Source organism: Shewanella litorisediminis, from assembly GCF_016834455.1.
Taxonomy (GTDB): Bacteria; Pseudomonadota; Gammaproteobacteria; order Enterobacterales; family Shewanellaceae; genus Shewanella; species Shewanella litorisediminis.
The window spans coordinates 3,160,530-3,173,189 of record NZ_CP069213.1; the positions used below are offsets into that span (position 1 = coordinate 3,160,530).

Genomic DNA, 12,660 nt, shown 5'->3' on the forward strand with positions numbered 1-12,660 from the left:
GATTTAGAAATTAAATAACGAAATAATCATCAGTGGATTTCCCACTGGAATATAACTATGTCATCCCCATCGCTCGGCACTGGGCAGGTATTCCCCCAACAGGCCTTGCTTGATCCTGTGCTGCTGCGGGCATTCGTGGCGGTGGCCGACAGCGGCAGCTTTACCCGGGCCGCTGCCGCCACCCATTTAACCCAATCCACCGTGAGCCAACAGGTAAAAAGGCTCGAGCAGCAGCTGGGCTGCGAGCTACTTAGCCGCAAGGGACGCTACGCCATGCCCACAGTGGATGGCGAGCGGCTTTTGGGTTACGCACGGCAAATTTTGGCTCTGATGGCCGAGGCGGGCATGGCGCCGGAGCGGCCCCCCTTGCTGCGCCTCGCTGTGGCAGAAGACTTTGCCGGAAACACCCTGATGCCCATCCTGATGAAACTCAGGACACGCTATCCCAACGTAAAGCTCGAGGTGCAATCGGGCCTCAGTAAACCGCTGTATCAGGCGTTTCAGGAAGGAATGGTGGATGTGGCGCTGATTAAACAGCGCCCGGGAGAGCACCCGGCAAAAGCCTGTTGGCCAGAGGCGCTGAGCTGGCTTGCCGCCGCAAACTGGCAACCCGAAAAGGCAGGAAAGCCCTTGCCCCTGGTTGCCTTTCCGGCAGGCGGCCTTTATCGCAATGAAATGGCCCAGTTGCTGGATGAAGCTGGCATTCCCTGGCGACTGGTGTACAGCAGCAACTCCCTTGAGGGGGTGCTGTGCGCCGTGGCCGCCGGGCTGGGGGTCAGTCTGTTACCCAGCCGTTTTATCAGGGCCGGGGAACATAAAGAGATAGCATCGCTACCCCAGGCAACCGCCATGGAACTGGCGTTGCACCTTGCCGGCTCACCGGGGGCAGAACTGCAGTGCCTGGCGGATGAAATCGGCGCTTATTGCGACCGGCTCTCCAGTGGCAGCTCATCACTGTCATCCCCCAGTACATCGGCGTAAATGGCACACACCCGCTCACTGTGCTCGGCAACGGCAATGGCAGGTAGCTGCCCGGCCTCACGCTGCAGGGTGAGCCTATGATTTTCATCCCGCAGGGTACAGTAAGCGGCAATCAGCTGCTGCGCCAGACTGAGTGGCAGTATGTCGAGTTCGGCGGCCGTCTGGAAAATCCGCACGTTATCAGACCACACAGTCAGGTCCTCAAATTCGGCGCTGCCCGCCAACACCAGATACTGGGCAATAAACTCAATATCCGCGATGCCACCGGGGCTTTGCTTCAAATCGAACATGCCCTCGTCCACTTTCAGCAGGTGCTCACGCATCTTGGTGCGCATGGCTTTGACCTCGCCCTTGAGCACCGCGGGATCCCGTACCTTGCCAAGCACCTCGGCGCGAATCTCGCTGAAACGGGCCGCCAGTTGGTTATCGCCAAACACAAAGCGTGACCGCACCAGTGCCTGATGCTCCCAGGTCCAGGCTTCTTGCTGCTGATATTCGCCAAATCGCTCAATCTCGCTCACCAGCAAGCCTGATGCCCCGGAAGGGCGCAGCCGCATATCCACTTCATAGAGTTCACCCGACGTGGTGCGGGTCGAGAAAAGGTGCAAAATGCGCTGGGCCAGTTTGAGATAAAAATGGCTGGTTTCGATTTGCCGCTCCCCGGTGGTAAGGCCTGCTCCCTGATGATTGTGCAAGAACACCAAATCCAGATCGGAGCCATAACCCAGCTCGATACCACCCAGCTTGCCATAGGCTATCACGGCAAAGCCCATCTGCCCGGGCTCCAGGTGCGCAGGAACCCCATGACGGGATGCGACCTGCCCCCATGCCTGATGCACCACCTGCTCAATAATGGCTTCGGCGAGGAAAGTTAAGTGGTCGCTGACCTGCATAATCGGCAAAACCCCGGTGACGTCGGCGGCGGCAATCTTGAGTTGCTGGGTCAGCTTGAACTGGCGCAGGGCTTCCATTTGCTGCTCCATGTCATCTTCCGGCACCCGCAGGAGATACTGGCGCAGCTCGCTGCCATAGTCGTCGAGGGAGGTGATGTCATAAAGGGCAGCCGGATCGATAAGTTCATCCAGCAGCATGGGAAACTTCGCCAGCTGATCGGCAATCCAGGGGCTGACGCAGCAGAGGCTGACCAATTGGGCTCTGGCGCCCGGGTTTTCACACAGGAGCTCCAGATAGGTGGTGCGGGTCAACACCTGCTCAACCACATTGAATACCGGGGAAAAGGCAGCCGACGGCGTGGGCATGGACACCAGTTCCCCCAACAGTTTGGGCATCAGGCGGTCGAGGGTTTCCCGCCCTCTGGGACCGATGGGGCGCCGCGACATGGTTTCACGCCAGCCCTGAAGCAAAGGCCAGAGCGCCGGATCGTCGATGTGCTGATCTTTCAGCAGCGCTTCGGCATGGTCGTCTTCCTGCACATTCCAGAACTGCCAGGTCCAATGTTCGTGATTCTCTTCGGCTTCTTCGCCGCCCACTGTGGCGCGAAAGTGACGGTGAATTTTGCCCATGGCCGCTTCGATATGGGCGCGCAGGTCAAACTCATTGGCCATTTCCAGGGCACAGCACAATCGCTGCCAATCCAGCGGGTTATCCGGCAGAGTCTGGGTTTGTTTGTCGTCGATGGCCTGCAGCAGGTTTTCAACCCTTCTGAGCAGCACATAAGCGTTTTTCAGCTCATCCACCGCCAGGTATTCCAGTTGGCCCAGGCTGTACAGGGTATCTATGGCGCCAAAAAGACTCTGGGTGCGCAGGCTGGGTTCACGCCCGCCCCGGATAAGCTGAAAGCTTTGCACCACGAACTCGACTTCACGGATACCGCCGGCCCCCAATTTGATGTTGTCGGTCAGGTGGCGGCGTCTCACTTCCTGGGCGATAAGCTGCTTCATGCGGCGCAGCGATTCTATCGCCGAAAAATCGATATAACGGCGGTAAACAAAGGGGCGCAGCAAACTGTGCAGCTCATCGCTGCAGCCGCTCCAGGGGCCCAGCGCCCGGGCCTTGACCATGGCGTAGCGCTCCCAGTCACGGCCCTGCTCCTGATAATAATCTTCCAGCGCACTGAAACTGACCACCAAAGGGCCGCTCTCGCCGTAGGGGCGAAGACGCATATCCACCCGGAACACAAAACCATCGACAGTGACCTGAGACAGGAGATTCACCAGTCGTTGTCCCATGCGGATAAAAAACTGCTGGTTATCCAGCGATTTGCGCCCACCCTGGGTTTCGCCGTGCTCGGGGAAAGTAAAAATCAGGTCGATGTCAGAGGAGAAATTCAGCTCACGGCCACCCAGTTTACCCATCCCCAGGATCATCAGGGGCTGAGGGCGACCATCGGGATCGGTGGGGGTGCCGAGGCTTTGGCACATCTCCCGGTAAAGCCAATCACGGGCAGCGATAATCAGGGCTTCAGCCAGCGCAGAGATATCCAGCAGCGACTCACCCAAGGGCGCCTTTCCGGTAAAGTCGCGCCAGGCCAAACGTGCCATCTGAAAATTACGGTAGCGCCGAAGCACCGCCTTGGCGTCTTCTTCTGCCGTGACAGACGCCAGCGCCTGATGCAGTTCCCGGTCAAAAGCACTTCTGTCGACCTTGTCCAGCAAACCGTCAAAGAGTCTGGCAATGCGCTCGGGATGGCGCGACAGCTCTCTGGCAATAAAATCGCTCAGCCCGGCAACCTGTTCCAGTTCCCGGCGCTGCACCGAGTCGAGCCCAATCAGAGACTCAGGATGGTGCGCCTCCAGAGATGCCAGCCACAGGCTGCCTTTTTCTTTGATTTCTTTCGGTATTTCTGCCTGATGTTGCTGCGACATAGTGTTCCCTGACAACCGAGTATCGACATATTATGTCGAGAATGATATAGGTAGTGGGTCTGCATTCCCGCATCCCGGGGGCAAGACGCCGATACCCGGATAAGGTTACTATAAACCTCTGGGGATGACCTACGGGTTAACCCGATAATATTCCCTGAATTTTTAATGCACCGTCCAAGGCGTTCGCCTGCGGTGCAGGGATTAACGGAGTGAAAATGGCAGGATGGCTAAAACGCATCTTTCTCCCTCTTGGAGCTGTGATGCTGATGCTTGGTCTGGGAGGCTGCGGCGACGATGGCGCGGCCCAGCAGGCGAAGGAAATCGAAAAATACCTCACGCTCACCGAGAGCCGCATCAATACCCTCGGGAGCATGCTGGATAAGGGCGAAATCCGCAACGCAACCCTGATTACCCAGTATGCCGAGCGGCTGAAGGCTCAGGATGCGTCCTTATCGCCAATCATTGACGCCCTGTCACAGGATGCGGCCCGGGGGCCCCTGTATCAAAGCCTGGTCAGGCGCCGCAGCGACGCCCTCGCGCCCGGGAACTTTGTCGATGAAGACATGCGCCTTGCGGAGCTGGAAAACCTTTATCAGGCGGCCGACCCTATTCTTTATAACGACATGCTGTCAGACCCCCTCAATGCACTGGCGGATATGTCGGGCGGCACCCTGCCGCGAATGAATGCCATCAGCCGCGAGGCCGAGCTAGCCGCCAATGGTGAAGACTTTGGACCGGGCAGCCAGCTCGTCGGCAACCCCACCTATGGTCAATGGCAAACCGGCAGCGATGGTACCTCGTTCTGGGCCTGGTATGGCATGTATGCCATGTTCTCCAACCTGTTTCACCGGCCGGTTTACTACGATAACTGGTCCAGTCGTCGCCATTACAGCTATTACAACGACGTAGGCCGCTACCGCTACAGCTCCCCCAGGGATCTGGCACGCCAGCAGCAGGTGTTTACGCAGGCGAAAAAGCGCTTCGACAGCCAGGGCAAGCGTTTCGACAGCCCCTATGCCAAAACCCGCAGCGGTGCCAGCGGCCTGTCACGACAGAGCCAGCAGGCACCCAGCGTGGCCCAGGCCGCCAAGGCCCGTACCGAAAAACAGAAATTCCGCTCCAACTATGCCAAGGACAGCAGTTTTCGCGATGCCAAAAACCGCACCAGCCGCAGCACCCGACGTGGCAAGTGAGCCCAGAAATTAAGGATCTGATGATGACACTGTTACAAGACTATGGCCTGACACAAGAACTGTTGCTGATCCTCGCCATCGACCTCACCATCGCCGTGCTGCTGCTCACCGCCATGCGATATCTGCAGGGGTGGAGCGTCAAGGTCAACAGCAGCCATGAGCTGGCGGAAAAAGATAATGCCGCCTTTGGCATCAGCACTGCCGGCGCCGTGCTGGCATTGGGTATTGTGCTCACGGGCGCCATCACAGGCGCTGCGGCCCCCGATTACCTCACCGAAGCCATCGGCATGAGCGCCTACGGGGTGTTTGGTATGCTGCTGATTAAAGTCGGCCGGGTCATGCACGACAAAATCGCTCTCAACAACATCGACAAAAATGCCCAAATACTCAAAGGCAATTTGTCGGTGGCACTGGTGGATGCCGCCGCCGCTGTGGCCACGGCCATTATCATCCGCGCCAGCCTCCTGTGGGTTGAAGACTTAACCATCAATACCTTTATCGCCATAGGCACCGCCTTTGTGGTGTCACAATTGATGCTGGTACTGCTGACACGACTTCGCGAAAATCGCTACAGCGCCCGCAATCAGGGCGCCTGTATGCAAGAGGCGCTGGCAAAGGGGCACACCGCACTCGCTATCCGCCACTCAGGGCACATGCTGGCCATGGCATTAACCTTCAATGCCGCGAGCCACTTTATCCTGTTCTCGCCAACGGCCTATCTGACCAATCTGCTTGGCTGGCTGTGTTTCTCGCTGGTGATGCTGCTGGCGCTCTCGCTGCTGCTGAAGCTGGTCAAATTGCTGGTGCTGGCCCGTATCAATCTCGCCGATGAAATCGAGCGCCAACACAATGTGGGACTTGCTGCAGTCGAGGTCGCCATCAGTATCGCCATTGCGCTTATTCTCACCGGATTGATGGCTTAAGCCATGGCGCTGGCACAGGACCTGCCTCAGCCTTTAACCCCGGCCAAACACCTCGGCCGCCTGGATGATGCACTGCTATTGGGGATAATGGCCCTTTTAGCCGGGTGTGGCCTCATTTACGAGTATCTGCTCAGCCACTACGCCGGGCGAATTCTCGGTGCCATGGAAGCCGCCATCTACACCATGATTGGCTTGATGATTGTGGCCATGGGAGCAGGCGCCTTCGCTGCGCGCGCAATTCGCAATCCCTTTGCCGGTTTTGCATTGCTGGAGCTGACGGTAGCCCTGCTTGGCGCCTCCAGCGTACTGTTTTGCGCCGCCGCCATCGGCCTCACCCAAAGGTTGCCACAGCTGCTGGCTGATACCTTTGGTTTGCCACCTGACCTCTTGCCAACCGGCGGGTTTCTGGGCCAGATACAACAACTGATGCAGTATCTGCCCTATTTGGTGGGTACCTTGCTGGGGCTGTTAATCGGCATGGAAATTCCACTTATCGCCAGGGTGCGCCAGGCACTTTCCGATGAGCATCTGCTGCACAACGCCGGTACCATCTATGGTGCCGACTATATAGGCGCGGGTGTCGGGGCTGCCATCTGGGTAGGCCTGATGTTGGCCATGGATATTCAGCTTGCCGCCGCCCTCACCGCCAGCGTGAATTTGTTGGCAGGCTTGGCTTTTATTTTGCGTTTCAGAACCCGCCTCAGACACTTTTTCTGGCTGTTGCTTGGGCACATTCTGGCATCAGTGGCACTCTTGCTACTTGCCATCAAGGGGCCGGCACTGGAGCAGGATTTCAATAACCTGCTCTACAAAGACAAGGTTATCTATTCCCAGGCAACCCGGTTTCAACAACTGGTATTCACCGAAAGACTCAGGGGCACGGCTCCCCCTGTGTATTCCCTGTACCTGAATGGCCGTTTGCAGTTTTCCACACAGGACGAAGCCATTTATCACGGCTTTTTGGTATGGCCGGCAATGATGGCTGCCGCGCGGCACGACAGAGTACTCATTGTCGGTGGCGGTGACGGCATGGCCGCACGGGATGTGCTCCAGTGGCAACCCAGGGAAGTGGTGCTGATGGATCTGGATGAACAGCTGGTGCGCTTGTTTCAGTCACCGGCTGACGACATGCCAACGCGTCTGGCCAATGCACTGCTGAGGCAAAATGCCGCGGCGCTGCAGGATGCAAGACTCTCGCTGATGTTCGATGATGCCTTTAACGGAGTAGACAAACTCATCGAAGCGGGCCAGCACTTTGATGTGGTAATAGTCGACTTACCGGACCCAAGCCATCCGGATCTTTCCAAACTCTATTCCGACCTCTTCTATCGCAAACTCAAAGAACTGCTGAGCCACGACGGCGCCATTGCGATTCAATCCACCTCCCCCTGGCATGCCACCCGCGCCTTTCTGAGTGTGGGTAATACCCTGGAGTCGGCAGGATTCAACATTGCCCGCTATCACCAAAATGTGCCCAGTTTCGGTGAATGGGGCTGGACGCTGGGCACACTGTCAGGCTCGGCCAAAGACAAGGTGATGGCGGCAGAGCCCATACCCCATGCCTGGCTCAGCAAAGAGATGATAACCAGCGCCTTTGCTTTTCCGCCGGGATTTGAGGAGCGGGCTGGGGCGGTGGACATCAACCAATTCGGTTCTCAGGTGATTTATCAATATCATCAGGAAGCCTGGCAGGAAGAGAGCGGTATCAATTTGTTTTAACAAGGAACGGCCCAAAACAGGTCACGCCCTAAAACAGGCTACACTCGGGGCGAAAAAACGACCAAGATAATACTTGACATATTATGTCCCAGTGTTATCTTGAACCACAGACATAATATGTCAGAGAGGACAACTATGAATATCCACGCTATCGCCAATCATCTCAATGGACTGGGTGACAACAGCCAGACCGGCTTCAGGTTTGATTGTTATCCCATCGAAGGTGATGTGGAGGTACTGCAGGTCAATATCGTAGGCCGGGAGGAGATCCCGATTTTTGTGTCGGTTACCGATAATCAGGTGCTCTGCATCAGCTACCTGTGGGGTGAAGACGAAGTCAAAACCGAGACCCGTGCCGAGATGTTTGAAACCATGCTGGAACTGAACATCCCCATGCCACTGTCGGCCTTTGCCAAAATCGACGACAAATATGTGGTGTATGGCGCGCTGTCGCTCAAGTCCAGCATGGCTGAAATAGAACAGGAGCTCAGTGTCCTGTCAGACAACTGTCTCGAAGTTATCGCCGAAATGGCCGATTACCTGAATTAAGGAGCGCATTATGGGCATTCTCAACAAAATTCTGACCGCCTTTCGCGGTGGCGCCAACGAAATTGGCCAAAACATTGTCGACGCTAACTCGACCCGTATTTTTGAGCAGGAAATTCGCGACGCCGAAAAGCACCTGACCAAAGCCAAGCGTGATCTCACCGACGTCATGGCCAAAGAAATGGCTGCCGCCCGTGAAGTTGACCGCTTGAAGCGCACCATTGCTGAGCATGAAGGCTATGCGACCCAGGCGCTGGAAAAAGGCAATGAGGCACTGGCTCTGGAAGTGGCCGAAAAGATTGCCCAGCTCGAGCAGGAACTGGCCGAGCAACAATCTGCCAATGAGGCCTTCTCCAATAACGCCGCCAAGCTAAAAGAGCTGGTGAAGAAAACCGAGCGTCAGTTGGCCGATTATCAGCGTCAACTGTCGATGGTAAAAACCACCGAAAGCGTGCAAAAAGCCACCGCCTCCATCACAGACTCTTTTGCCTCAAGCAACTCCAAGCTGCTGAATGCCAAAGAGTCGCTAGAGCGTATCAAGGCCCGTCAGCAACAGTTTGATGACCGCATGAAGGCCGCAGAAACCCTCGAGAGTGAAAACAGTGACAAGTCACTGGCTGCCAAACTGGCTGAAGCCGGCATCGGCGAGCAAAAGAGCGATGCCAATGCAGTGCTTGAAAGGCTTAAAGCCCGTAAAGGCTAATCGCCTCGATACATACAACACCCGGGCCAAACGGCGCCGGGTGTTTGCGTTTGTTCTGTACCACCCGTTATGCACATCTTCCGCGCACGGAGCTCTGACATGAGTTTTTTCAAAAGCCTTTTCGGTGACAAGCCGGTTCCCCCCAGAGTCATTAAGCACCCCAAAGAGCTGAAAAAAGGCGATATTATCAGCCTGGACAACGACTTTGGCCTGCCAAAGCAACTCCGTGGCCAGTCGTTGGAAGTGATTGCGGTCAATACCTATGAGTTTGAGCGCAGTCAGGAAACCGAATGGCAGCTCAAAGGGGCCGGTGGCGATACCCTCTACATGGGTCTGGTAGATGACGATGAGCCAGCGCTGTGCTTCAGCTTCAAGATACAGCGTGGTGACGTAGAAACCCTGTTTGACCTGGATGCCTTCAGCGATATTTTTGAAGAAGATTGCAAGGCAAGCCTCTCGACGCAGCAGGTTCCATCTCATCTTGAGCAATGGGTTGCAAATCAATACCATGAGGTTGTATTTGCTCAATTCGGTTACTTTCACCGCGAAGACTATCGGGGTCTTAAACCACCTCAGGATGCGAACGGTGCCACGGGAGAGCCCTTTGAGCGCTATCTGTTGGAAGATGCGAGCGAAACCTATTCGGTGGAAGTGGAAGTGTTCGAAGGCGGAGAGACAGACGTGCTCGTCGGCCTGACAAAGCCCCTTGGGATTATTCGAGAGTACTGGCCAGGAACCCCATCATGACCAAGACTAAACACCCGCTGCCGGAAACCTGGCTGCAAAATCAAAAGGCCGCCAAGGCGACTCAGGTTGCCTTCGATTTGGACGAAAAATTTCAGTACCAGATCCGCAAAGCCGCCCTGGATGCCAATCGCAGCCCATCGGATCAAATTCGCTCCATCCTGGGCCTGCCGGTTGCCAAGCGGCCGACCCGTCCCAGGCTCACAGTATCACTGAGTCCCGAGGACTATGTTCGACTGGCCGAAAAATACGGATTGAGTGCCGACTGTCAGCTTGAAATTAAAAAGCGGGTACTGGAAGACCTGGTCAATTTTGTTTCTGAAAACTGAGTAACAGCCCATTAAAGGCTCGGGGGAGTCGGATGCCGGAACATACAAACATGCACGTAAAACCCAATAAAAGCCCACAGCCGATAGAACTGGCGATGATGCTCCTGTCCTTGCTGGCCGTGATTGTGGTCCTGGTGATGACCTTTGGTCGCCTCGATGCCGAAACCTATCGGCTGCTGCTTTTTATCGATACCGGCATTTGCAGTATTTTTCTGCTGCACTTTTTTGTTGGGCTTTTTAAAGCTGCCAATAAATGGCACTTCATCCGGGATCACTGGATTGACTTTGTCGCCAGCATCCCGGCCATCGAAGCCCTCAGGTTCGCCCGTCTGTTTCAAATTCTAAGGGTCATCCGACTTATTCGCATGAGTCGCTCCCTTTTGGCTCACATGCTCAGACAAAGACGCCAGGCAACGCTGGCGAGCCTCTTGGTGGCATTGGTTACCATTCTGACCCTGTCCTCTGTGGCCATCTTATTGGTGGAGTCCCCAGCTGACGGCTCAAACATACTCACCGCCGAGCAGGCTATCTGGTGGGCCATGGTGACCATCTCTACCGTGGGTTATGGCGATCATTATCCTGTCACCACCGCCGGGCACATAGTCGGCTCCATGGTCATCGTCTGTGGTGTCAGCTTTTTCGGTATTATTTCGGGCTATATGGCTTCGGTATTTGTTGCGCCGGACGAGGAAGAGCGACAGGAGGCCCAGACCGAAAATATTCGCCATGAGCTGGAAGCGGCGCTCAGGCGCATGGAAGACAATCAGGCCAACATGCTGAGGGAAATGGCCGCGCTCAAACATGCACTCAAAGAAGCCAGGTATACGCCGGCCCAGGAAGGCGCCGATAACAAACAAGCGGAGCAATGACTCTTCGTCTTTAAAGACTTGCTGATAATGAATAAAAACGCCCGACTTACCCGGGCGTTTTCGTTTCTATGCATGCTCAGAATCAAATCACCCGCCTTATCGGGCTATTTGGGACATCATCGACCCACACATGAATCAGGTCTGCCAGTAAGGCAATTGGGTTAATGCCGAGCGGCGGCTCTGCTCCAGTGCATGCATCAGGCTCAAGGACTTATCATCGAGCCACTCCTGCATCTCGGTAGCGGGGCCAGCCAACTCCCCGAGCAGAACATAAGCTCTCAGGGTATCTATGCCGCGACGCAGGTCCTGCCAGGGTGCCCGGTACTGATGCCTGGCATCGCTGCTGTAGAGCTCACCATAGGCAAGCCCCACCAGCAGCGCTTCATCGAGGGCACTGCCTAAACGCAAAAAGTCACAGGCTCTTGGACTCTCTGAACCCTGTTCTGGCATCAAGCCCTGAATGCTTTCCCGGGATGCCTGCTGCAGGGCATCTGCCACCTGACGAAGCCCGGTTTCGGCCATCGATTTGGGCGACATCAATATGCGAACCAGCGCTAACTGCACCCGGCCGTATGCTGGCATGCGCCAAAGCGCTTGCAGTCGTTCGGTCGATGGCTGAGCGCCGAGACGCGCCTGTGCCTCCTGCTGCCAGTGCAGTGCATCTTTACGCCGCCCAAGCAACGAATCCCGGTTTTCCGCAATAAAGGTAAGCGCAATAAGCTCGTCCACAAACCCAAAGGCCTGACGAATGTCGTTGAAGCCTGCCTCAAGCTCGGGCGTTAACAGAGTAAACTGTCGGCAGCTGGCTTCAAGCAGTCCAATGCAGGTACGCATCCTTAACCAAAGCGAAGCGCTGCCATTGGGATCGTCCACGGATTGCCCCAGCAGGTCTTCCAACAATTGCCAACGTTCGAGGGCGGTTTCCAGTAAGGTCGTCAGGGCGTGCTCGGCACTGTCGTCAGGGTCAAGCGGAATGGTTTCAAGCGCCTGGGGAGCCGCTTTGGTCGCCATTCCGGCGAGTCGATAACCGCGCTGCGCCTTACTGGCCTTCCCCAAACGTAAAGGGATGGTGTTTGCGAGCTCTGCAGCCAAATCAAGGAGAGCCAAAGGCTCGCCGGCCATCAGTTCAAACTCCAGCTCACACAGGGGCTCTTCGTTACCCGCAGCGCAAATCAGCCCCTGATCCAGGGCGATTTCGATGCGATTGCGGCCTTCTTCCACCAACCAGGTGAGACGTCTGAAATCGGTATTGAAAATACAGGCAAGCTCGGCCTGCGTTTCATTCAGGTTTGCGCCTTCAGGCCAAATATGTTCAGGAAACAGAGACAATACAGGTGAATCAGCCTCGATATCGACGTTATATTCGGGCCGGGTATGAATACCGCCTACCACCTTGCCTGCGGTCTTGATGGTTTGCTCGCGCTTGCCATTGCGACCACGCACCCTGAGGCCCATATCCCACTGACGCAGCTGCATGTCGGGAGTATCAAAGTATCCGTTGCTCAACTTTGCATCGTCGCGGATACTGTGCGTAAATCTGTTATTGAGTGCCTGAATGAGGCTATCTTTATATTCGGGAAGGAAAAAAAGCTTGAGTTCTATCTCGGCTTCCATTGAAAAGGACCCTGGAGTTCATCAAAAATTCATCAAACTGACACCTAAGCGTCATAATGTCATACTGTTGTCACAATTCTTCAGTATGATGCGCGCCGTGGGTTAGGTTATAACCCGATAGTATAAAGACTTGCGTTTTTTAGGTAAAAACACAGTTTCAATACGTGGACGCTTGGGTTACCATGCGCCCGCAATTTCCAATAGTGGAATAACC

11 protein-coding genes are annotated in these 12,660 nt (G+C 55.7%); 9 read left to right on the top strand and 2 right to left on the bottom strand.

The window, feature by feature from the left end; all coding sequences use genetic code 11:
- Positions 1-57: 57 nt before the first annotated feature.
- Positions 58-981 carry a LysR substrate-binding domain-containing protein gene (locus tag JQC75_RS13895; RefSeq protein WP_203324645.1) on the top strand — a complete coding sequence of 308 codons (924 nt, stop codon included), beginning with the start codon at positions 58-60 and terminating at the stop codon, positions 979-981.
- Here the strand turns inward: JQC75_RS13895 and glnE are convergent.
- Entirely contained in the window at positions 921-3,806 is a 2,886-nt protein-coding gene (gene glnE / locus JQC75_RS13900) for a bifunctional [glutamate--ammonia ligase]-adenylyl-L-tyrosine phosphorylase/[glutamate--ammonia-ligase] adenylyltransferase (protein WP_203324646.1), read from the bottom strand. The genes JQC75_RS13895 and glnE overlap by 61 nt on opposite strands.
- A gap of 215 nt (positions 3,807-4,021) precedes the next feature.
- Here glnE and JQC75_RS13905 point away from each other — a divergent pair, with 215 nt between their 5' ends.
- From JQC75_RS13905 to JQC75_RS13940, 8 genes are all read left to right on the top strand, one after another.
- Positions 4,022-4,999 (top strand): hypothetical protein, encoded by a 978-nt coding sequence (locus tag JQC75_RS13905; protein ID WP_203324647.1) that lies wholly within the window; start codon positions 4,022-4,024, stop codon positions 4,997-4,999.
- 23 nt (positions 5,000-5,022) lie between these two features.
- The gene (locus tag JQC75_RS13910) at positions 5,023-5,922 is read left to right on the top strand and encodes a DUF350 domain-containing protein (protein ID WP_203324648.1); all 900 of its coding nucleotides are present in this window, start codon (positions 5,023-5,025) and stop codon (positions 5,920-5,922) included.
- Positions 5,923-5,925: 3 nt separating this feature from the next.
- On the top strand, positions 5,926-7,641 hold the full coding sequence (locus tag JQC75_RS13915) for a polyamine aminopropyltransferase (protein WP_203324649.1): 1,716 nt from the start codon (positions 5,926-5,928) through the stop codon (positions 7,639-7,641).
- A gap of 135 nt (positions 7,642-7,776) precedes the next feature.
- Positions 7,777-8,190, top strand: coding sequence for a YjfI family protein (locus JQC75_RS13920; protein ID WP_011760775.1), 414 nt, complete (start codon positions 7,777-7,779; stop codon positions 8,188-8,190).
- Between the two features lie 10 nt (positions 8,191-8,200).
- Complete coding sequence (locus tag JQC75_RS13925) at positions 8,201-8,890, top strand: PspA/IM30 family protein (RefSeq protein ID WP_203324650.1); 690 nt, start codon at positions 8,201-8,203, stop codon at positions 8,888-8,890.
- A 99-nt stretch (positions 8,891-8,989) separates the two neighbouring features.
- A complete protein-coding gene (locus tag JQC75_RS13930; RefSeq protein ID WP_203324651.1) occupies positions 8,990-9,637 on the top strand; it encodes a hypothetical protein in 648 nt (215 codons plus the stop codon).
- Positions 9,634-9,963, top strand: coding sequence for a hypothetical protein (locus JQC75_RS13935; RefSeq protein WP_203324652.1), 330 nt, complete (start codon positions 9,634-9,636; stop codon positions 9,961-9,963). Before JQC75_RS13930 ends, JQC75_RS13935 begins: the two co-directional genes overlap by 4 nt.
- Before the next feature lie 32 nt (positions 9,964-9,995).
- Positions 9,996-10,832 (top strand): ion transporter, encoded by an 837-nt coding sequence (locus tag JQC75_RS13940; RefSeq protein ID WP_203324653.1) that lies wholly within the window; start codon positions 9,996-9,998, stop codon positions 10,830-10,832.
- A 135-nt stretch (positions 10,833-10,967) separates the two neighbouring features.
- On the opposite strand, the gene JQC75_RS13945 is transcribed toward JQC75_RS13940, so the two are convergent.
- Positions 10,968-12,446: a CYTH domain-containing protein gene (locus JQC75_RS13945; protein ID WP_203324654.1), complete on the bottom strand. Its 1,479-nt coding sequence runs from the start codon at positions 12,444-12,446 to the stop codon at positions 10,968-10,970.
- Between the last annotated feature and the right edge of the window lie 214 nt (positions 12,447-12,660).

What these genes read in the sequence shown, in the direction of transcription:
- JQC75_RS13895 (WP_203324645.1), top strand. Translation starts at nt 58, where the DNA reads ATGTCATCCCCATCGCTCGGCACTGGGCAGGTATTCCCCCAACAGGCC.
- glnE (WP_203324646.1), bottom strand. Translation starts at nt 3,806, where the DNA reads ATGTCGCAGCAACATCAGGCAGAAATACCGAAAGAAATCAAAGAAAAA.
- JQC75_RS13905 (WP_203324647.1), top strand. Translation starts at nt 4,022, where the DNA reads ATGGCAGGATGGCTAAAACGCATCTTTCTCCCTCTTGGAGCTGTGATG.
- JQC75_RS13910 (WP_203324648.1), top strand. Translation starts at nt 5,023, where the DNA reads ATGACACTGTTACAAGACTATGGCCTGACACAAGAACTGTTGCTGATC.
- JQC75_RS13915 (WP_203324649.1), top strand. Translation starts at nt 5,926, where the DNA reads ATGGCGCTGGCACAGGACCTGCCTCAGCCTTTAACCCCGGCCAAACAC.
- JQC75_RS13920 (WP_011760775.1), top strand. Translation starts at nt 7,777, where the DNA reads ATGAATATCCACGCTATCGCCAATCATCTCAATGGACTGGGTGACAAC.
- JQC75_RS13925 (WP_203324650.1), top strand. Translation starts at nt 8,201, where the DNA reads ATGGGCATTCTCAACAAAATTCTGACCGCCTTTCGCGGTGGCGCCAAC.
- JQC75_RS13930 (WP_203324651.1), top strand. Translation starts at nt 8,990, where the DNA reads ATGAGTTTTTTCAAAAGCCTTTTCGGTGACAAGCCGGTTCCCCCCAGA.
- JQC75_RS13935 (WP_203324652.1), top strand. Translation starts at nt 9,634, where the DNA reads ATGACCAAGACTAAACACCCGCTGCCGGAAACCTGGCTGCAAAATCAA.
- JQC75_RS13940 (WP_203324653.1), top strand. Translation starts at nt 9,996, where the DNA reads ATGCCGGAACATACAAACATGCACGTAAAACCCAATAAAAGCCCACAG.
- JQC75_RS13945 (WP_203324654.1), bottom strand. Translation starts at nt 12,446, where the DNA reads ATGGAAGCCGAGATAGAACTCAAGCTTTTTTTCCTTCCCGAATATAAA.